22 protein-coding genes, 2 tRNA genes and 3 pseudogenes are annotated in these 20,741 nt (G+C 38.3%); 9 read left to right on the top strand and 18 right to left on the bottom strand.

Annotated features, from left to right (window positions below; all coding sequences use genetic code 11):
* Positions 1-5: 5 nt before the first annotated feature.
* The 14 genes and pseudogenes from ACFIMK_RS08885 to ACFIMK_RS08820 all read right to left on the bottom strand — a co-directional run bounded on the left by ACFIMK_RS08885 (position 6) and on the right by ACFIMK_RS08820 (position 13,570).
* Entirely contained in the window at positions 6-1,475 is a 1,470-nt protein-coding gene (locus tag ACFIMK_RS08885; protein WP_375628157.1) for an NADH-quinone oxidoreductase subunit M, read from the bottom strand.
* Entirely contained in the window at positions 1,475-3,439 is a 1,965-nt protein-coding gene (gene nuoL, locus ACFIMK_RS08880; RefSeq protein WP_375638389.1) for an NADH-quinone oxidoreductase subunit L, read from the bottom strand. Before nuoL ends, ACFIMK_RS08885 begins: the two co-directional genes overlap by 1 nt.
* A gap of 6 nt (positions 3,440-3,445) precedes the next feature.
* A complete protein-coding gene (nuoK, locus tag ACFIMK_RS08875) occupies positions 3,446-3,754 on the bottom strand; it encodes an NADH-quinone oxidoreductase subunit NuoK (protein WP_273791275.1) in 309 nt (102 codons plus the stop codon).
* Between the two features lie 14 nt (positions 3,755-3,768).
* Complete coding sequence (locus ACFIMK_RS08870) at positions 3,769-4,389, bottom strand: NADH-quinone oxidoreductase subunit J (RefSeq protein ID WP_375611880.1); 621 nt, start codon at positions 4,387-4,389, stop codon at positions 3,769-3,771.
* Positions 4,390-4,483: 94 nt separating this feature from the next.
* The gene (gene nuoI, locus ACFIMK_RS08865; RefSeq protein ID WP_273723184.1) at positions 4,484-4,975 is read right to left on the bottom strand and encodes an NADH-quinone oxidoreductase subunit NuoI; all 492 of its coding nucleotides are present in this window, start codon (positions 4,973-4,975) and stop codon (positions 4,484-4,486) included.
* A 14-nt stretch (positions 4,976-4,989) separates the two neighbouring features.
* Complete coding sequence (gene nuoH / locus ACFIMK_RS08860; RefSeq protein ID WP_375632259.1) at positions 4,990-6,036, bottom strand: NADH-quinone oxidoreductase subunit NuoH; 1,047 nt, start codon at positions 6,034-6,036, stop codon at positions 4,990-4,992.
* A gap of 21 nt (positions 6,037-6,057) precedes the next feature.
* Complete coding sequence (nuoG, locus tag ACFIMK_RS08855; RefSeq protein WP_375613455.1) at positions 6,058-8,127, bottom strand: NADH-quinone oxidoreductase subunit NuoG; 2,070 nt, start codon at positions 8,125-8,127, stop codon at positions 6,058-6,060.
* 68 nt (positions 8,128-8,195) lie between these two features.
* A complete protein-coding gene (gene nuoF / locus ACFIMK_RS08850) occupies positions 8,196-9,500 on the bottom strand; it encodes an NADH-quinone oxidoreductase subunit NuoF (protein WP_375613456.1) in 1,305 nt (434 codons plus the stop codon).
* 129 nt (positions 9,501-9,629) lie between these two features.
* Positions 9,630-10,320 (bottom strand): annotated as a pseudogene (gene nuoE, locus ACFIMK_RS08845) (NADH-quinone oxidoreductase subunit NuoE).
* A complete protein-coding gene (locus tag ACFIMK_RS08840; RefSeq protein WP_375682939.1) occupies positions 10,320-11,510 on the bottom strand; it encodes an NADH-quinone oxidoreductase subunit D in 1,191 nt (396 codons plus the stop codon). The pseudogene nuoE and the gene ACFIMK_RS08840 overlap by 1 nt, the downstream one beginning before the upstream one ends.
* 121 nt (positions 11,511-11,631) lie before the next feature.
* A complete protein-coding gene (locus ACFIMK_RS08835; RefSeq protein ID WP_375613458.1) occupies positions 11,632-12,243 on the bottom strand; it encodes an NADH-quinone oxidoreductase subunit C in 612 nt (203 codons plus the stop codon).
* Positions 12,244-12,257: 14 nt separating this feature from the next.
* Positions 12,258-12,839: a NuoB/complex I 20 kDa subunit family protein gene (locus ACFIMK_RS08830; RefSeq protein ID WP_375621224.1), complete on the bottom strand. Its 582-nt coding sequence runs from the start codon at positions 12,837-12,839 to the stop codon at positions 12,258-12,260.
* On the bottom strand, positions 12,830-13,195 hold the full coding sequence (locus ACFIMK_RS08825) for an NADH-quinone oxidoreductase subunit A (RefSeq protein WP_375632253.1): 366 nt from the start codon (positions 13,193-13,195) through the stop codon (positions 12,830-12,832). Before ACFIMK_RS08825 ends, ACFIMK_RS08830 begins: the two co-directional genes overlap by 10 nt.
* Before the next feature lie 298 nt (positions 13,196-13,493).
* Positions 13,494-13,570, bottom strand: a tRNA-Asp gene (locus ACFIMK_RS08820).
* A 173-nt stretch (positions 13,571-13,743) separates the two neighbouring features.
* Here ACFIMK_RS08820 and ACFIMK_RS08815 point away from each other — a divergent pair.
* Positions 13,744-13,819, top strand: a tRNA-Val gene (locus tag ACFIMK_RS08815).
* Positions 13,820-14,000: 181 nt separating this feature from the next.
* On the opposite strand, the pseudogene ACFIMK_RS08810 reads toward ACFIMK_RS08815, so the two are convergent.
* Positions 14,001-14,403 (bottom strand): annotated as a pseudogene (locus tag ACFIMK_RS08810) (helix-turn-helix domain-containing protein).
* Positions 14,404-14,619: 216 nt separating this feature from the next.
* On the opposite strand from ACFIMK_RS08810, the gene ACFIMK_RS08805 reads away from it, so the two are divergent.
* The 3 genes and pseudogenes from ACFIMK_RS08805 (at position 14,620) to ACFIMK_RS08795 (ending at position 16,764) form a co-directional block, all read left to right on the top strand.
* A complete protein-coding gene (locus ACFIMK_RS08805) occupies positions 14,620-15,342 on the top strand; it encodes an ATP-binding protein (protein ID WP_375638387.1) in 723 nt (240 codons plus the stop codon).
* A 706-nt stretch (positions 15,343-16,048) separates the two neighbouring features.
* A pseudogene (locus ACFIMK_RS08800) lies at positions 16,049-16,489 on the top strand (phage antirepressor KilAC domain-containing protein); the annotation flags it as partial.
* Positions 16,486-16,764 (top strand): hypothetical protein, encoded by a 279-nt coding sequence (locus ACFIMK_RS08795; protein WP_375638386.1) that lies wholly within the window; start codon positions 16,486-16,488, stop codon positions 16,762-16,764. The pseudogene ACFIMK_RS08800 and the gene ACFIMK_RS08795, both read left to right, overlap by 4 nt.
* A gap of 45 nt (positions 16,765-16,809) precedes the next feature.
* Here the strand turns inward: ACFIMK_RS08795 and ACFIMK_RS08790 are convergent, their stop codons facing one another.
* From ACFIMK_RS08790 to ACFIMK_RS08780, 3 genes are read right to left on the bottom strand one after another with little or no spacing between them, the layout of a single operon-like run.
* Complete coding sequence (locus ACFIMK_RS08790; RefSeq protein WP_375631758.1) at positions 16,810-17,082, bottom strand: CopG family antitoxin; 273 nt, start codon at positions 17,080-17,082, stop codon at positions 16,810-16,812.
* Between the two features lie 42 nt (positions 17,083-17,124).
* Positions 17,125-17,442: a type II toxin-antitoxin system HicB family antitoxin gene (locus ACFIMK_RS08785; protein WP_004856761.1), complete on the bottom strand. Its 318-nt coding sequence runs from the start codon at positions 17,440-17,442 to the stop codon at positions 17,125-17,127.
* A complete protein-coding gene (locus ACFIMK_RS08780) occupies positions 17,432-17,704 on the bottom strand; it encodes a toxin HicA (RefSeq protein WP_375628353.1) in 273 nt (90 codons plus the stop codon). The genes ACFIMK_RS08785 and ACFIMK_RS08780 overlap by 11 nt, the downstream gene beginning before the upstream one ends.
* 49 nt (positions 17,705-17,753) lie before the next feature.
* Between ACFIMK_RS08780 and ACFIMK_RS08775 the strand changes: the two genes are divergently transcribed.
* From ACFIMK_RS08775 to ACFIMK_RS08755, 5 genes are all read left to right on the top strand, one after another.
* Complete coding sequence (locus ACFIMK_RS08775; protein ID WP_375638385.1) at positions 17,754-18,296, top strand: hypothetical protein; 543 nt, start codon at positions 17,754-17,756, stop codon at positions 18,294-18,296.
* Positions 18,277-18,966, top strand: a complete 690-nt coding sequence (locus tag ACFIMK_RS08770) for a phage baseplate assembly protein V (protein WP_375682938.1) — start codon at positions 18,277-18,279, stop codon at positions 18,964-18,966. The genes ACFIMK_RS08775 and ACFIMK_RS08770 overlap by 20 nt, the downstream gene beginning before the upstream one ends.
* Entirely contained in the window at positions 18,963-19,304 is a 342-nt protein-coding gene (locus ACFIMK_RS08765; RefSeq protein WP_375682937.1) for a GPW/gp25 family protein, read from the top strand. The genes ACFIMK_RS08770 and ACFIMK_RS08765 overlap by 4 nt, the downstream gene beginning before the upstream one ends.
* Positions 19,301-20,128: a baseplate J/gp47 family protein gene (locus tag ACFIMK_RS08760; protein WP_375638383.1), complete on the top strand. Its 828-nt coding sequence runs from the start codon at positions 19,301-19,303 to the stop codon at positions 20,126-20,128. The genes ACFIMK_RS08765 and ACFIMK_RS08760 overlap by 4 nt, the downstream gene beginning before the upstream one ends.
* Positions 20,128-20,741, top strand: a 614-nt coding sequence (locus ACFIMK_RS08755) for a phage tail protein (RefSeq protein ID WP_375682936.1), incomplete at its 3' end; no start/stop codon positions are given. The genes ACFIMK_RS08760 and ACFIMK_RS08755, both read left to right, overlap by 1 nt.

Raw genomic sequence — 20,741 nt, 5'->3', positions numbered from 1 at the left:
CTTATCTAGTGCAGTTTATTGATGAGGGTTTCTACGGAAAACGCCGTTGCCTTAAGAATAGGCGTTGGATAGATACCAAAGAATATTGTAAGAATAACCATTGGATAAAGGAGGAGTTTTTCTCTTAAAGAAAGATCTATTAATACTTTTAAATTCTCTTTATCCAAGGAACCAAAAATCACACGCCGATAAAGATAAAGGGCATAGGCTGCCGATAAGATAACACCTGTTGTTGCTAAAACAACAACCAATTTATTTACTTGAAAAACACCTATTAAGGTTAAAAATTCACCCAAAAATCCTGAGCTTCCAGGCAAACCAACATTTGCCATGGTAAAAATTAAGAAAACAACAGCATATTTAGGCATATTATTCACTAAACCACCAAACGCTGAAATTTCACGTGTATGCAAGCGATCATAGATAACCCCAACACAAAGAAACAATGCTGCTGAAACAATTCCATGGGATAGCATCTGATAAATAGCCCCTTGTATCCCCTGTTCATTCACAGCAAAAATACCCATCGTTACATATCCCATATGCGCTATTGAGGAATATGCAATAAGTTTTTTGATGTCACTTTGAACAAGTGCAACCAGTGATGTATAAATAATAGCGATAAGCGATAATGTGAAAACAAAAGGCGCAAAATCTGCTGAAGCGATAGGAAACATAGGTAAAGAAAAACGAAGAAAACCATACCCACCTAATTTAAGTAAGACACCAGCTAAAATAACAGAACCCGCTGTCGGTGCTTCTACGTGAGCATCAGGGAGCCATGTATGAACTGGCCACATTGGCATTTTAACTGCGAAAGAAGCAAAAAATGCAAGCCATAGCCATATTTGCATATGAGCAGGAAACTGATAATTGAGTAAAGTTGGTATATCAAGTGTCCCAGCCTCCCAATACATAACCATAAGAGCAACCAGCATAAGCACTGAACCAAGTAAAGTATATAAGAAAAACTTTATACTTGCATAAACACGACGTGCTCCTCCCCATACACCTATAATGATAAACATTGGAATGAGGCTGCCTTCAAAAAAAACATAGAATAGCATTGCATCAAGAGCACAAAAAACACCAATAATCGCAACTTCTAGAAGAAGAAACGCAATCATATAGGCTTTTAATCTCTCTTTAACATTCTCCCAACTTGCTAAAATACAGAAAGGCAAAAGAAAAGCCGAGAGAACAACAAAAAGAATAGAAATACCATCGACCCCCATATGATAGCTAATACCACCCCCTAACCAACTGGATTTTTCAACCATTTGAAAATTTTGGTTGCTAGAATCAAATCCTATCCAAATAATTAAAGAAATAATAAAAACAAATAGAGTCGTAAAAAATGCGACATTACGTATATTATGGCGTGCTACTTCACTATCATCTTTGATAAACAAAATCAGAAGAACACCAACAAGCGGCAAAAATGTAACCGTAGAAAGAATAGGCCAATCGGTCATTAGTTTACGCCCCCGATCATCATCCATGTAATGAGCAATGCAACGCCGATAAGCATTGCAAATGCATAGTGGTAAAGATAGCCTGTTTGCATTCGAACAACTCTATTTGTAATATCAACAACACGCGCTGCAATACCATTGGGACCTAGACCATCAATAATCTTACCGTCTCCCACTTTCCAAAGAAAAGAACCAATTCTAAAGGTAGGACGAACAAATAAAAAGTTATATAATTGATCGAAATACCACTTTTGGTAAAGAAAGTGATACACTCCTGGCATAATACGCGCCATTTTCTTGGGAAGAGAGGGAGCCACAATATAAAATAAATAAGCCAACATAAACCCAAGAATCATTGCTATAAAAGGCGACCATTTTACCCAATTAAAAACATGGTGAGCATCATGAAGAATATGATTATGGCTGCTTGTAAACAATGCTCCCTTCCAAAAAGCATTATACAAGTCACCAAAAAAGTAAGGTTGGAAAACGACACCAGAAAATATTGCTCCAATAGATAAAAGAAAGAGTGGAATCAACATAACTGGAGGCGATTCATGAACATGATGCATCACATCAACTGTTGCCCGTGGTTTACCATGGAATGTCATAAAGATAAGTCGCCATGAATAGAAACTTGTTAAAAAGGCAGCAAAAACAAGAAGATAAAAAGCATATCCTGAAGCAATATTATGAGATGCAAAAGCAGACTCTATAATCGCATCTTTTGAGAAGAAACCTGCAGTCCCGAAAAGTGTTCCTGGAATTCCAACTCCGGTCAAGGCAATGGTCCCGACCATCATCATCCAATAGGTGATCTTTATATGTTTGCGTAACCCACCCATTTTTCGCATATCTTGTTCATCAGACACAGAATGAATCACAGAACCTGCACCAAGAAACAATAAGGCTTTAAAAAAAGCATGCGTAAAAAGATGAAAGACAGCAGCGCCATAAGCTCCAACACCTAATGCCACAAACATATAACCAAGTTGAGAGCATGTAGAATAAGCAATAACACGCTTAATATCATTCTGCACCAACCCCACAGTTGCTGCAAAAAACGCTGTTGTTGCACCAACAATAATAATCACGGTCAAAGCAGTTGAAGAAAGTTCAAAAATTGGCGACATACGCGCAATCATAAAAACACCAGCCGTTACCATTGTAGCGGCATGAATAAGCGCTGATACAGGGGTTGGCCCTTCCATTGCATCAGGCAGCCAAGTATGTAAAAGAAATTGTGCGGATTTTCCCATCGCACCAATAAATAATAAAAGACATGTAATGGTAATTGCCGTCTGCCCATCAAATTGCCAATCTAAAAATGTCATATTTTGTATAAAGCTCTTGTCGGCAGCTTTTGCAAAAATAGAGGCAAAATCAACCGATTGGAACAAAACAAAAATACTAAAGATTCCTAAGAGAAAACCAAAGTCTCCAACACGGTTAACTACAAAAGCTTTCATTGCGGCCTTATTAGCAGAATCGCGCTGAAACCAAAAACCAATGAGTAAATAAGAAGCAAGTCCGACACCTTCCCATCCAAAAAACATCTGAATCAAATTATTGGATGTGACCAACATAAGCATCATAAATGTAAACAAAGAAAGATAAGAAAAAAAACGAGACCTTGAAGGGTCATGGTGCATATAACCAATTGAATAAATATGCACTAATGCCGAAACACTATTCACAACAATAAGCATGACAGCTGTTAATGCATCAACATGTAAAGCCCAATTAAAGCTTAAGTCACCAACAGTCATCCAATGTAATACCAATACATCAATCGCTGGAATATGACCAAGTGCAGTACTGAAAAATGCTATCCACGATAATATGGCAACAACAACCATAAAGCTACATGTTATCAATTCACTCGCACGATCTCCTATCGTTTTTCCACCTAGTGCAGCAATTAAAAAACCCAAAAGCGGAAGAAAGACAATCGTATAATACATCACTGGTTAGCCTTTCATTACATTAACATCTTCAACCGCAATGGAACCACGATTACGGAAAAAAACGACCAGAATTGCTAAACCAATGGCAGCTTCAGCAGCTGCTACGGTTAAGACAAATAAAGCGAATACCTGACCAACGAGATCATGAAGAAATGCTGAAAATGCAACAAAATTGAGATTAACTGAAAGCAATATAAGCTCAATGGACATCAAGATAATAATCACATTTTTTCTGTTGAGAAAAATTCCAGCAATACCAATTGTAAACATCAAAGCAGAAACAGTGAGATAATGTGTAATATCAATATACATCTGCATAGCCCCCCTTACATACCTTTGCCTGATTCAACTTGTTTGATTTCAATGGCACTTTCTACCGTTCTAGAAACTTGCTCCGCAATAGATTGCCGCTTTACTCCTAATTTATGACGAAGTGTTAAAACAATAGCTCCAATCATTGCAACCAATAAAATCATTCCAGCAATTTGAAAATAGAAAACATAATCCGTATAGAGAATATCACCTAATGCTTGTGTATTTGTTCGCTGCGCTAAATCTGGCATTGGTTGCGTAACATGCGTTCTCAAGACTGGAGAAAAATAGCTACTCATAAAAACAACAATCAATTCTACAGCGATAATAACACCAATAAGAGCTCCAATAGGAGCATACCGAAGAGTTCCACTCTTTAACTCAGCAAAATCAACGTCAAGCATCATAACGACAAATAAAAATAAAACAGCGACAGCTCCAACATACACAACAAGCAGAATAAGCCCTAAAAACTCTGCTCCTGCAAGTAAAAACAAAGCTGCTGCATTAAAAAATGCGAGGATTAAAAACAAAACAGAATGCACTGGATTGCGTGCTGTAATAACAATAACTGCACTTGTTAGCATAATAAAAGCAAACAAATAGAAAAATGCCGCCGCTAGATCTGTTAGCATAGGCTTCTCCTTAATTATTCAAACAATTGGTATAAACTTCATACCAGATTACAATTTATCGGAAAAATATCCGACACCTCATTTAACGATACACTTAACGATAAGGCGCATCCATCAATATATTTCGAGCAATTTCTCGCTCCCAGCGATCTCCATTCAATAAAAGTTTTTCTTTATCATAATAAAGTTCTTCACGTGTTTCCGTCGCAAACTCAAAATTTGGACCTTCGACAATAGCCTCAACCGGACAGGCTTCTTGACAAAAACCACAGTAGATACATTTAACCATGTCTATATCATAACGGACAGTTCTACGTGTACCATCATTGCGCCGTGGACCAGCTTCAATTGTAATCGCTTGAGCAGGACAAATCGCTTCACATAATTTACAAGCAATACACCGTTCTTCACCATTTGGATAGCGACGCAATGCATGCTCACCACGAAAACGCTGAGATACAAAACCTTTTTCATAAGGATAATTAATCGTGGGTTTTGGTGAAAAAAATTGACGCATAGCTAAGAAAAAAGCACTCACAAATTCCAATAGAAGAAGTGACTTTGCCGCCTGAATAAAACCTGACATCGTAAAATCTCCTCTTAAACGAAATCCGTAAACTTTAAAAAAGCAGCAGTTATCACAACCATTGCTAGTGAGAGAGGAAGAAAAACCTTCCAACCAAGCCGCATGAGCTGATCATAGCGATAACGTGGAACAAATGCTTTAACCATAGCAAACCAAAAAAATACAAAACAGACTTTTAAAACAAACCAAATGATACCAGGAACCCAATTAAGCCACCAAACATCTAAGGGAGGCAGCCAACCGCCTAAAAATAGAATGGTTGTTAATGCGCACATTAAAACAATCGCAACATATTCACCTAGAAAGAAGAGCATGTAAGGCGTTGAAGAATATTCTACCATATGACCAGCAACAAGTTCGGATTCTGCTTCCACCAAATCGAATGGAGGACGATTTGTCTCTGCAAGCGCAGAAATAAAAAATATAATAAACATTGGAAAAAGGACCAACCAATTCCAATCGAGAAAACTGTTAAAAGGAAGACCAAGAGTTGTACCAAGCCCGTGCGTTTGTTTAAAAACAATTGTTGTGAGATCTAACGAACCACTTATTAAAATGACAGTCACAAGCACAAAACCAATGGAAACTTCATAAGAAACCATTTGTGCCGCCGAACGAAGAGCTCCTAAGAAAGGATATTTTGAATTTGATGCCCATCCCCCCATAATAACACCATAAACTTCAAGAGATGAAATGGCTAAAATATAAAGCAAGCCAACATTAATCTTTGCAATCTCCCAACCCTCATTGACAGGAATAACAGCCCAAGTTGATAAAGCAAGTGTCGCTGAAACAAAAGGAGCCAAAAGAAAAACACCCTTATTTGCACCTGCAGGGATAATAGGCTCCTTAACAACAAATTTAATTAAATCTGCAAAAGACTGTAACAAACCCCATGGTCCAACAACGTTTGGTCCACGACGCAATTGTACCGCTGCCCAAATTTTTCTATCTGCATAAAGAAGATAAGCAACTAAGACCAAAAGAACGACCAAAAGAAGAAGTGTTTTTCCGATTATAATGAGTAATGGCAACAGCCAAGTCATAAAGAAATCATACATCATTATTCCTTTTCCTTTGCCTTACTTTACTGTTTGTGTAGCACGGTTTTTTGCAAGAGATGAACATTCAGCCATAACAGCAGAAGCACGTGCTATCGGATTTGTTAAATAAAAATCTTTAACCATAGAAGTAAATGCTTGACTCTCGAGAGAAACCATTTTTGAACCAAGCGCCTTAAGACCACTTATATCAGAAGGCACTATATCATCAACAGCACAAAGGTGTGGATAATCATTAAACAAGCATTGCCTTAATTGAGAAAGAGAATCAAAAGGGAGCTTTTGTCCTAAAATATCCGATAAAGCACGCAAAATAGCCCAATCTTCTTTTGCTTCACCTGGAGCAAAACCAGCCCGATTTGTCATTTGAACACGTCCTTCTGTATTCACATAAAGCCCTGATTTTTCAGTGTAAGCAGATGCAGGCAAAATAACGTCAGCAGCATGTGCACCATTATCACCATGGCTCCCAATATAAACTGTAAAAGCTTTTGTATTGGCTAATTCTACTTCATCAGCACCAAGCAAAAATAGAACTTCACAGGTTTTAAGTATATTTGCAACCCCAAGCTTAGAAGTAAAGCCTATGTCCAACCCTCCAACAATCGAAGCTGCATTATGAAGAACCCCAAACCCATTCCATGTCTCACTAAGAGCACCTATATTATCAGCTAATTTAGCAAGACTTTTTAAAACAGATAAACCTTCACTTCCTGAAACCGCTCCCTCTCCGATAAGAATAAGGGGCCTCTTCGCTTCTTTTAAGACATTAAAAAAAACATCCTCTCCACGAATAAGTGTCGTTAATGTATCACTCCCAGATCCAAGGTAAGAATAAGGATAACGTAAATCGACTTTCTCTCCAATTAATGCAATAGGAAAATTGCCCATCCGTTGGCGCTTTAAAATACGCGCATTTAAAACAGCTGCTTCATGACGTGGATTAGATCCCACAATAAGCAGTGCATCAGCCTGTTCAATACCTACAATTGTAGGATTAAAAATATAACTCGAGCGCCCAAACTCTGGCGATAAAGCCCCCCCTCTTTGACGACAATCAAAAAGCGTTGAGCCCAAAGAACTCAATAATGCTTTAAGGGCATACATTTCTTCAACAGAAGCAAGATCCCCCGCAATGGCTCCAATTTTTTCTGGAAAAATTTTAGAGATTACCATTTTAATTTTTGCAAAAGCTTCTGTCCAACTGACAGGTTGAAGCTTTCCATCTTTGCGTACATATGGCTTATCAAGCCGCTGAGTCCGTAATCCATCCCAAATAAAACGCGTTTTATCAGAGATCCATTCCTCATTTACATCTTCATTCGTACGCGGCATAATCCGCATAACTTCACGGCCGCGGCTATCAATACGGATAGCACTACCAAGCGCATCCATCACATCAATCGATTCCGTTTTTACCAATTCCCACGGACGGGCATGAAACGCATAAGGTTTTGAAGTTAGAGCTCCCACTGGACAAAGATCAATAACATTTCCCTGTAATTCAGATGTCATAGCTTTTTCAAGATACGTCGTAATTTCAGCATCTTCACCACGACCGATCAAACCAAGCTCAGAAATACCTGCAACTTCCGTTGTAAAACGAACACACCGTGTACAATGAATACACCGTGTCATAACAGTTTTGACAAGAGGTCCAATATATTTATCTTCTACAGCACGTTTATTTTCTGTATAACGAGAACAATCTCGTCCATAAAGCATTGCTTGATCTTGAAGATCACACTCTCCCCCTTGATCACACACTGGACAATCCAAAGGATGATTAATGAGAAGAAATTCCATAACACCTTCACGTGCTTTTTTTACCATCGGTGTATTGGTAAAAATCTCAGGTGCCTCACCGTTAGGCCCTAATCGTAAATCACGAACCCCCATAGCACAAGAAGCCTGAGGTTTTGGTGGACCACCCTTAACCTCAACTAAACACATACGACAATTTCCAGCAATTGACAAAGATTCATGAAAACAAAAACGTGGAATTTCTGCCCCAGCCGCCTCAGCAGCCTGAAGCAACGTGTAGTAATCAGGAACTTCAATCTCTTTGCCATCAACTTTGATATTTATCATCACCCATCCAACCTGCGGATAACCCACTTAAAATTTGCATTCGGTCGTTCTTAAAACAAAATCCTTTATTAAACCGCTTCTAAAGCAATATTTTTGCTTTGGACTACATTTCGCGTGTATTCATCAATTCTACGCTCGATTTCTGGACGAAAATTACGTATCAACCCCTGTACAGGCCATGCGGCAGCATCACCAAGCGCACAAATAGTGTGTCCTTCAACCTGTTTAGACACTTCAAACAAAAGATCAATCTCGCGTTTTTGCGCTCTTCCCTCAACCATACGCCCTAAAAGACGCATCATCCATCCCGTCCCCTCACGACACGGTGTACACTGACCACAACTCTCGTGCTTGAAAAAAGCAGCTATACGCCAAATTGCCTTGATAATATCGGTTGATTTATCCATAACAATCATTCCCCCTGTGCCAAAAGAAGACCCGACATCTCGCATCCCATCAAAATCCATGATCGCATCGATCATATCCTCACCACGAACGACTGGACAAGAAGCCCCCCCTGGAATAACTGCTAAAAGATTATTCCATCCACCACGAACACCACCCGTATGTTTTTCAATTAATTCACGGAATGAAACACCAAGAGCGTCTTCAAATGTACAAGGTGCATTAACATGCCCTGAAACCATAAATAATTTCGTTCCAACATTATTTGCTCGTCCGATTGATGAAAACCACGAAGCACCCCGCCGCAAAATCGTTGGAACAACGGCAATAGACTCTACATTATTTACTGTTGTTGGACAGCCATAAATCCCCATATTGGCAGGAAATGGTGGTTTAAGCCGAGGTTGTCCCTTTTTTCCCTCAAGACTTTCAAGAAGAGCTGTTTCTTCACCACAAATATAAGCACCCGCTCCATGATGAATAACAATATCACAAGCATGCCCATATTTCGTTTTTTTGCCAAGTAAACCCGCATCATAGCATTCATCAACGGCAGCTTGAAGCGCTTCACGTTCACGAATATATTCACCACGAATATAAATAAAAGCAACATTGGCTCCCATAGCAAAAGTAGCGATTGCACATCCTTCAATCAAAGTGTGGGGGTCATGACGTAAAATATCACGGTCTTTACAAGTTCCAGGTTCAGATTCATCGGCATTGACAACCAAATAATGAGGACGCCCATCATTCTGCTTTGGCATAAAGGACCACTTCATTCCAGTAGGAAAACCAGCACCACCACGACCGCGTAAACCCGATGCCTTCACTTCATCAATGATCCAATCACGACCTTTGTCAATCATTTCTTTCAGACCATTCCAATGCCCACGCAACATCGCAGCCTTTAATGATTTGTCTTTTAAACCATAAATATTGGTGAAGATACGATCTTTATCAGCTAGCATACCCCACCTTTTTTTCTATTACCCATAGCATTTTCCGCTTTTCCTCAAATGCAATTTTTAAATATCTTTTCAAGATTTCTTACTTTTCGTTAAATGTTGCCATCATGGGTAGAATAATAAAATATTTTCTCAAGAAAAATACTTAATTATGTTCCCCATTCTTTCCTTATCCTTTTTTGGTGAAGACTTGAGAGATCTTTTTTTCTTTCTCATCATCAATAAGAGAAGTTAAACCACTAATCGGTTCCGACGATTTACGACTATTTTGCGGACCAACCGCTATCTCAGAACCCTTACCTGCTTCAAATGCATCAATAATTTCTTCAAGGCGTTCAGCTGTAAGATCTTCATAAGTATCTTTAAAAATCATAACCATCGGAGCATTCACACAAGCACCAAGACACTCTACCTCTTCCCATGATAAGGTTCCATTCTGATTGGTCGCAAAAGGTTCATGATGAATTTTTTTCTGACAAACTTTAATCAATTCATCAGAACCACGTAACATACAAGGCGTTGTACCACAAACTTGAATATGCGCTTTTGTTCCAACAGGCTTAAGCTGAAACTGAGTATAAAAAGTAGCAACTTCTAAGACACGGATATAAGCCATGGAAAGAATCTGAGCAATATGCTCAATCGCTGCACGTGTCACCCAACCATCTTGCTCTTGAGCACGCATTAATAATGGAATTACAGCAGACTGCTCACGCCCTGCAGGATATTTTTTTATGGTATTTTTTACCCATATCTGATTTTCTTTTGTAAAAGAAAACTCAGCGGGCTGATAAACATCATCTGCAAGACGGCGTACGGACATTAGCGATCAACCTCCCCAAAAACAATATCAATCGAACCCAAAATAGCTGTAGCATCTGCTAACATATGACCTCTGGTTAAAAAATCCATAGCTTGGAGATGAGCAAACCCAGGAGCACGCAACTTGACACGATAAGGCTTATTGGTTCCATCAGAAACAAGATAAACACCAAACTCACCCTTCGGAGCTTCCACAGCAACATATACTTCTCCAGGAGGTGTATGAAAACCTTCCGTATAGAGTTTAAAGTGATGAATCAGTGCTTCCATCGAGCTTTTCATTTCACTCCGCGTCGGTGGTACAATTTTGCGATCCAAGCTCGAAACTGGTCCATTTTTTTCAGTACTCAGTAAACGTTCCACACATTGGCGCATAATTTTCGCTGATTGACGCATTTCTTCCATACGAATAAGATAGCGATCATAACAATCGCTATTTTTACCTATAGGAATATCGAATTCCATTTCATCGTAACATTCATAAGGCTGACTTTTACGCAAATCCCATGGAACACCAGCTCCACGAATCATAACCCCAGAAAAACCGCGTGCCCAAGCTTCATCAATACTTACAACGCCAATATCCACATTACGCTGCTTAAAAATCCGATTTGGGGTCACAAGCGCGTCAAGTTTTCCGAGAGAAACAAGAAATGGATCAATAAAATCACCAATATCCTCAACTAAAGATTCTGGTAAATCTTGATGCACGCCACCAGGACGAAAATAATTTGCATGAAGACGAGCACCACAGGCACGCTCATAAAAAATCATCAATCTTTCACGTTGCTCAAATCCCCAAAGCGGTGGTGTTAAAGCACCAACATCCATTGCCTGTGTCGTTACATTAAGCAAATGATTAAGAATACGCCCAATTTCAGAAAACAAAACACGTATTAATTGCCCTCTTTTAGGAACTTTTATATCTAATAACTTTTCAATAGCAATAACAAAAGCATGTTCCTGATTCATAGGAGCAACATAATCCAAACGATCTAGATAAGGACCAGCTTGGAGATAAGTCTTTGTTTCCATTAATTTTTCAGTACCGCGATGCAACAACCCAATATGTGGATCTACACGCTCAACAACTTCACCGTCCAGCTCCAGAACCATGCGCAAAACCCCATGCGCCGCAGGATGCTGCGGACCAAAATTGATATTAAAGTTTCGAACATTGACCTCAGCCACAATCAACCCCTTGCTTTTTAAAAAACTTCATATCAAATATCAAAAAAATCTATCACGCTAAAAAATATTTAATTATTTAAGAAATACAGTACCCTAATATAATGCCTTATCAAAACCAATATTATTTTTTTTCATCTGCTTTCCCATCACATGGCAAAGTATACTGTCCTCCTTCCCAAGGAGAAAGAAAATCAAAATTACGCATCTCTTGGCGCAAAACAACAGGCTCATAAATCACCCTCTTTGCTTCATTATCATAACGGCATTCAACAAATCCTGTCACAGGAAAGTCTTTGCGTAAAGGATATCCTTCAAACCCATAATCTGTTAAAATCCGTCTCAAATCCGGATGTCCTGAAAATAAAATCCCATACATATCATACGTTTCACGTTCATACCACTCTGCGCCAGGATAAACTGTACAAGCTGAAGCAACAGGAGTATTTTCATCTGTACGAACTTTTACACGTAAGCGTAAATTCTCACGAGGAGATAACAATTGGTAAGAAACATCAAAGCGCTTATCGCGAGAAGGATAATCCACACCACTAATGTCTGTAAGATTAATAAATTGACAACGAGAATCATCACGAACAAACATTAAGACATCGATAATTGCATCAAGACGTGCCACAATGGTCAATTCACCAAAAGCAAGAACAGTCTCTTCAAGCTTATTTTTTAATTTGTTTTCCAAATAAGCAGCAAGCTCAACCAATGTTTCATCCACCATGACAAGAAAACTCTCTATCGCTCTATGGATCCGGTACGACGGATTTTTTTCTGTAGCAACAATATGCCGTATAATAATGCCTCTGCTGTAGGTGGACACCCTGGGACATATATATCGACAGGCACGATACGATCACATCCCCGCACTACTGAATAGGAATAATGATAATATCCCCCACCGTTTGCACATGATCCCATAGAAATCACATAACGTGGCTCTGGCATCTGATCGTACACTTTTCTTAAAGCAGGAGCCATCTTATTTGTTAGAGTACCTGCCACCACCATCACATCTGACTGGCGGGGTGAAGCTCGTGGTGCATATCCAAAACGCTCATTATCATAATGAGGCATTGAGCACTGCATCATTTCGATAGCACAACAAGCCAAACCAAAACTCATCCACATTAAAGAACCGGTACGTGCCCAAGTAATCAAAGCATCTGCCGAGGTAACTAAAAAACCCTTATCTGACAATTCAGCATTGATATCACGAAAAAACTCATCTTCAGATCCTATCAGCCCACCAGTATTTGGATCAATGATTCCTTTTGGTTTTGGAGCCTCAATCGTTGAATTATTATATCTTAATTCCATTCAAGGGCTCCTTTTTTCCATTCATATATAAATCCAATAGTCAAAATCGCTAAAAACGCAATCATCGACCAAAAGCCAAACATACCTATTGATTCGAATGAAACAGCCCAAGGAAAAAGAAAAGCAACTTCAAGATCAAAAATAATAAATAAAATTGATACCAAATAGAAACGAATATCAAACTTCATGCGTGCATCACTAAATGAATTAAACCCACATTCATAAGCCGATAATTTTTCAGGATCGGGAGAACGATATGCTACAATGTAAGGTGTAATCAACAAAACTCCAGCAATAACCGCTGATATAATAATGAAAATCAAGACTGGTAAATAAGAGCTCAATAAATAAGCCATAACCCTCTTCCATCATAACGAAATGCCTGAGTTTAACACAATGATTCAATATTGCGTGACCAAACAGACAAATTTAACAATCGCTCTATTAACTCTATTCATACTGCTTCAAAGGCATACAGAGCGATACTTTTCTTATCGGCATAGGTAACGCAGAGCAAAGAAAGACGCAAGCCCTATTCTTATAAACCATATAAAAAGAAAGAAAAAACATATTTATTCCCCGATCAAACACTCCACCACATTACTCATAGCATATGGATATTTTAAAAAGGAAATTTCATAAGGAATCACGAAATGGCGCGAGTGACGGGGCTCGAACCCGCGACCTCCGGCGTGACAGGCCAGCACTCTAACCAACTGAGCTACACCCGCGCATTTTTTTCGAACCAATTTAATTTGGTACAAGCGGTCGTGTAAGGGGTTCATGCGTTCATGTCAAGAAGGATTATGCATTTTTTAAAAAAATTATCAAATCCCATCTTTATTCTTGCGTTTAGAAAAATTCTTCCTTAAATAGTCTCCATTCAATTGCTGATCATTGCATTGGGCGATTAGCTCAGCTGGTAGAGCGCCTCGTTTACACCGAGGATGTCGGGAGTTCGAGTCTCTCATCGCCCACCATATAGCTTTATATTCCTATTAAGTTTTTGGAATTCATATCTTTTTTACTGCGAGGGATGCCTTAATAAAGTTANGCCCACCATATAGCTTTATATTCCTATTAAGTTTTTGGAATTCATATCTTTTTTACTGCGAGGGATGCCTTAATAAAGTTAAGGGAATAGGATTTTTCAACCTATCTCTATAGGACGCCTCTTTTTTTGCAAACTTTCTCAAGAACGTCTTTTAATTCTGCTAAGTTTTGTTGTGAAAAATTCTCTAAATTTCTAACAAACTCACCAACAGCTTCATGCCTCAACGGATCAGAAGTCTTGATTGTAAAACTTTTGCGACAAACATAAGCTTCTTTTCTTAAGAGTAAAGCCTTCTCTTGATCTAAATCATAGAGTTCAATTATCTTTTCCTACAGTCCTACAGGAACAGATTTTTTGCCAATTTCTACAGAAGATAAAAATGATACAGATATGTCTAATTTCTTAGCCATATCTATAGAGGCGTTCTGAGCGAACAATACGAAGTTTGCGTAAAGTTTTACCAAAGGGGGTAACATTTGAAAAATCCTTTAGAAAGAATAAGTATTTTATTCTGATTCTAATAAAGTTTTTCAAATTTTGGTTAGTCTTTATTTTTAGTGTGTGGAGATCTTGTCCAATACCTCTATACAAAAACCGTTATCAAGCATATACAATATCTCTTATGGTGAGAAATTATTAACTTTTCATCAGGAATAGTGTGTTTAATATCATTATAAAATTTAAATATTACAACGAGATATATAAATAAAATATATTGGTGTACTTATGCTTGTCAATCTTAATGCTATAATCCGCGATCTTTCTTCAGAAACGAATATCGTTACAGTTCTTAAGGAATCTATCGTTAACTCTATACAAGCTCATGCAACAAAAATTGATATTTTATTCCAACTTTATGGCAATGCAGATTTGTGGGAGAATCAACCAATTTTTTCTATAAGTGTTTTTGATAATGGAGATGGATTTACAAAAGAGAATATCAAATCTTTCTCTTCTTATAAAAGTGATTATAAAATTCAAGAAGGATGTAAAGGGGTTGGACGTATTACTTACTTGAAAATATTCGAAGAAGTTAAAATCATTAGTTTTAGCAAAGATGAACATCATGCTCAAATTTCACTGAATTTCACCCCACAGTTTACACAAGATTCTTTTAAAAAAGAAAATGGCGAAAAAGATAAATGGTGGAATACACATTTATCTTTTGAAGGGCCTTATAAACAAAATGTGTTAGATATAAACTTAGTTCATAATGAAATTTACTATCATCTTCTTCCTTTACTTTTTTTAAAGAAAGATGAAAATATCCAAATTAACTTTTATGTACATAATGTAGAAAATTTAGAAAATGTAAATAACTTAAGGGATGTAAAAAATTTAGAAGATGTAGAAAGCTTAGAGAAAAGAACAATCAATACGCAAGGCTTTAGAAACTGTTATAAACATCTGTTTCAAACGTTTAAACAGTATTTAGAAAGGCTTTCATAAGTTTCTTTTAAACATAACTTTTTTGCAAATTAATCGCTCTATATTTGTGCTCTGTACTTTTAAATGGTAACTTTTAAAACGTTTTTTAGTACCATATCTAAGGTAAAATAGTATTTTACTGCTGTGGTATTAGCCGCCTCCATTTTTTTGTGGAAGCGAATAATTCCGTTCTTAAAAACTAGTCTGCAATCTATTCATTAAAAGGCTTTTCATTTCATAAGATATAAAATACCTCTTTATCGTTTTTTTAACTTTTAGTAAGCGTTTTAAAAGTGATCTTATCCTTAATCCTTTTATGCAATCTTTATAAATTAAACCTATAAGCTTATGACAGTTTCAAACGATTATTCCTTTTTAAGGTTTCGCTCAAAAAAGAGCAAAACTCATACCATTCTTTAAACGTATAATCGATAATTCCAAACGACTAAATTTTTAAACAATGTGATTTGTGCTGTGATAAAAACGTATCATAAAATTTATAAACTGTTATAAATGATATCTGCTTTTCATTTCATTTGAATGCACACATGCGTTATAACATTTACATCATGATTTGCTTTTTATGGTCTATTCATACATGGCAATCTTATATAAAAAATGATCAAATGAATCATGCATAAAAGTGTGGATTCTTAAGTGGATTCATATAAAATAATTTCACACAACATATTGACTTTATTGTGTTTTTGTTTATAATGTCCTTCACAAATGCGAACGGCTTTTGAAACAAGTAACAACACCACAAGTTGACTACTCTAAACCCGAGGCATTGCTTGGTGTTTTGAATCATCTACAAAGCCAAATCGAGCAAAAGGATAACACCATTGCTGAATTGACTCCAAAAGCAAAAGCTTTGGAAGGTTTAAAGCGTTCTGATGGTTTGTTTGGTCTTATTGAAGCAGCAAAGATGTTGGAAGTACGACCAAAGGATTTGACCGATTATTTGCGTAAACATGATTGGGTGTATCGACGGGCTCCAGGGGCGCCTCTGTTACCTTATCAGGACAAGATCAAGAAAGGATTCATGGATTGTCCCGCTATTACAATTCAAAGACCGGATGGTACAGAAAAGGTGCTGCCTTCAACGAAAATCACATCTAGAGGATTAGCTTGTTTGAGAGAACAAATCCATGGAGGTTTACAATGAACACCAGTATCGACTTCTTATGCGATTTATGGATAGCTTTATATCAGTTTTCTAATGATGAAAATATTAATGAAAAAGAGTGTACAGCTCTGATTAACATCATGAGTTTGGTAGAAAAAGCTTTGATTTTCAAACTTCAAGATGAGGTGCCAAATATACTTAAAATCTTAACAGTTCTAACAGATTTTGGCGATTCAGAGTTTCCTACAGTTATGTTACCTTTATTGCGAGCTTACGAAACAGATTTAGAGAGCCCCATTAAAAAGGTTGCTTAATTTAAAAAATAGAACTCCCCTTCCCGTTCTTAAAATGGGAGGGGGTTAATTCCGATGACTTTTTCGTAAATCCTGTTCAATCAGATGCCTAACATAGCGTGTATAAGGGATAGCTTGATTTTTAGCTTTTTCCTTTAAAGCCTTCATAAGCGCTTGAGGCAAGCGAATATTCATAGACGCTTCTTTAGGTAAAAACTCAAAATGAACGGGTTTAAAACCAGTTAAGTCATAATCTGTAAGGTCTGCAGTATCAACAAAGTTTTCTGCTTCTTCATCCGTCTTAAAAACGGGCATTTGTTTTAATTTAGAGGTTTTCATAAAAATTAAATTTCTTTTGATGTGTATAGAATTTTAAAAGATTCAAAGTTTAGAAGAAATGTATCTGTTTAAACTCACACCATTTTCAGCGGCTTGTATTGCAAGTTTTCTATGGAGTTCTGGTGGTATTCTTAATTGAAACTTACCACTGTATTTACCATGTGACAAAGGCACAGGAACTTCTTCTCCATTATGTTGCATGTCCTCCACAACTTCTGAAACAAGGTCCATAATGCCTTTTAAAGCTTTCTCTGCTTGAGCATCTAACCATGAAAGGGATGGGAATTCTGCACACAATCCGACATATTCCTCATCTTCTTGCGACCACAAAACACGATATGTATAATGATTATTGTTCATGTTTCATCCTTTCTATCGCTTGTAAGACTTGTTTGACTTGATAAGCTTTTGCTTTGTTACCAGAATCTTTTTGAATATTCACACGGGGGTCACCAAGCCACGGGGTTTTAAAAACAAAATGACTTGTACCATTGTTCCGTGGTTCTCCAAAGAAATAGACACATACAGCCAACAAATCTGAAAACTTAATGTTCTTTGGTGATGCTTTCATCAAGCTGATTATTTTTTCAACTTTATTACTCATAACCGATAATAGTATCATTATTAATCCTAGTCAATCATTTTATGCACTTAATTGAACAGGAGCCCCCATGCACCCCCGTGAGACGATAAGAGAAACATTTGTTGCGTTGATCAAAGCAGCAAAGACGGCAGCTGGTGACAATGTTTTCAATATGCGTGATTTCAATTTATTTATTGAAGCAATGCCAGCTATTAATATCTCAACGCAAAATGAAACCATTGAAGATGGACATGATTTTGGCTTAAGGCGGCGTGTTTTAACGCTAGATGTTGAATGCTATGCAACATGTGAAGATGGCGCACGTTTTGTTGACCAATTAGCATGGGAAGTTGAAGAGATTTTCCATGCCAACCCCAATCTTAACAACACCGTTGAGACATGCCGCCTGCAAAATATTGCTTTTGCCTTTGGTGATAATGGCGCTCTAGCACTCCACGGTGCAATTTTAACCTTTGACGTGACTTACGTCACCAATATCCCCTGCCCTTATGAAGGAAATGCAACCGAAAGAGTTGTTGAACCCCTTGTCGGTTTTAAACCAGAAACAGGTATGGGAAACCAAGACAAATACCATAAAATTGAAGGTGGACATGTTAGAGCGACGCGATAAAGAAATCACAGATCTAAAGAGACGTGTGGCAAATATGGTTGTGGTGGGTAAGATTAGCCATGTCGACCATAAAAACGCACGCTATCGGATAAAAAGTGGCAATCTTGTCAGTGACTGGATTCCAGATACACAAGCCCGCGCCGGTAAAACACGTTCTTATGAAGGACGTGATATTGGAGAGCAAGTAATTGTTGTTTCATCATCAGGGGATTTATCGCAAGGGATGATTGTGGGTTCCATTCATACAGATGCTAATCAAGCAGCCGATAAGGGCAGCATTCACCGAACGATATACCCTGATGGAACCAGCCTTGAATATGATGATGAACAAAATACTTATGGAATTCATATCAAATCAGGTGGAAAATTTCTTCTCACGATTGCTGATGGTGTGTCACTAAAAGGTGATGGTGGCAAGCTAGAGCTTACCGCACCGGAAGGCATAAAGATTGTTTCAGAAAGCGATATAAATTTAAACGCAAAAGGCAACATCTCTTTGAAGGCTGGTGATGGCATTTCACTGAATTCGAATGATAGTCTCTCTCTTTATTCTGGGAATAATGTTTCCATTCATTCAAGTGGACTAAAGCATAACGGCACCAATGTAGGAGCAACACATGTTCATGGCGGTGTTACTTCTGGTGGCTCTATGACAGGAGGTCCCAATTGAACAGTGGAATGGACCGTACAACAGGCAAACCATTGGTTGGCATAGAGCATTTGCGGCAATCGATTATTGATATCTTATCAACACGCATTGGCACACGGGTGATGCGACGTGATTATGGTTCACGCGTTGCCGATATTATTGATGCGCCAGTGAATAATAGTTTTGCCGTTGCCCTTTATGCCGCCATTGCCGAGGCTTTAGACAAATGGGAACCGCGTTTTAAGCTTAAAAAGATTGATTTTCAAATGCTTGAAACTGGACAAGTTTCTTTATCCTTTGAAGGACTTTATTTGCCATCAGGCAAGCCCATTACCATGGAAGGATTATTGATAAAATGAATGGAGTGCTTGCAAAACCAGAAATCATCACGGAACTTTCTTTTGAGGAAATCCGCGCTGCTGTTCTGACCCATTTAAAAGAGCTTTTACCCGAATATACATTTTTGGAAAGTGATCCGGCAGTAAAAGTCATTGAGGCTTTTAGCTATCGAGAACTGCTTTTAAGGCAGCGTATTAACGAAGCAGCACGCAACAACATTCTTGACTTTGCAACCGGTGAATCTCTTGATGCTTTGGGAAACTGGCATGGTATTGCCCGCATGGAAGAGGAAAGTGACGAGAGATATCGTGAACGCATACAGCTTCATGCCCGTGGAGGAAACGGAAGTGGAACAGAACCCTATTACAAGCTTATAGCCTTAACAGCCGATAGCCGTGTGAAGGATGCGATTATTTATCGTAAAGGCAAAGACCCAACCATCTATGTTGCTGTTTTTGGCAATAATGAAGAAGGAACAGCCTCTGAAGATCTCTTACAAACAGTTTCACAAGCTCTTCACAGAAAAAATATCATCATGACCAATGATACCATTATTGTGCATGCTGCTGTTAAAAAAGTGCTGGACTTAGAAGCAGATGTTTGGCTGTTACCGGAAACATCCTTGAAAATTCTCACGACAATGGAGGAAAATTTAAGAGCAGCGTGGAGACAAGAACAAGCCATTGGTCGTGAATTAAGCCTCTCGTGGTGGATTTCAAAACTGATGATCCCTGGTGTTCAGAAAGTCATTGCCATTACCCCAACACAAGACAGTATGGTTTGTGATGAAGAAATCTTATCGATTGGCAAAATCACCTTAAACTTTAAAGGGCGGGCGCGCTAATGGTTGGCTCCCTCCTTCCCACAAACGCGACGGAATTTGAAAAGCGCCTTGCTGATGCTTGCGATTTTCATCAAGATATTGATGGTTCTGTTTTGGGGATTTCACGCGCAAAACTGATCACACGCCCTCCCCGTTTCTTGCCGTGGTTGATTGAAGAATACGGGCTTGGTGAACTGACACCTTATGTTCCAAACCTCTATGATTTGATTGATCAAGGGCTTCAATGGCAGCGGATACGTGGCTCACTTGCGGCAATAGAGATGGGGTTGAGATGGTTAGAGATTTCGGCACGCTTTATACCCGCTTGGACGGGGCGGGCATGGTGGAATTCCTTTCAACTTGATTTTGATCAGTTGCCTGAACGCAAAAGCCTTGAAGCCATTGAAGCAATCACAGATCTTTCCAAAAGTTTGCGCTCTGATTTTCGCCGTGGGACCTATGGTTATAATGTGCAAGCTGTTGAATGCAATATGTCACGCCTTGATGACAGCATGTTGGAGTATGAAAGCGGTGTTCGCTTAACAGCTGGGGGCACTTTGTTTTCCTTTGGGCGCACAACAGAGATCAATCACACGCTCACAAGAGAAGAAGGCAGGCTTATTGGTAATTGGAT

The organism is Bartonella sp. AP280QHHD (assembly GCF_042196125.1).
Lineage (GTDB): Bacteria > Pseudomonadota > Alphaproteobacteria > Rhizobiales > Rhizobiaceae > Bartonella.
The sequence above is the reverse complement of the archived record's forward strand: the minus strand, read 5'-3'. Positions and strand labels throughout refer to the sequence as shown.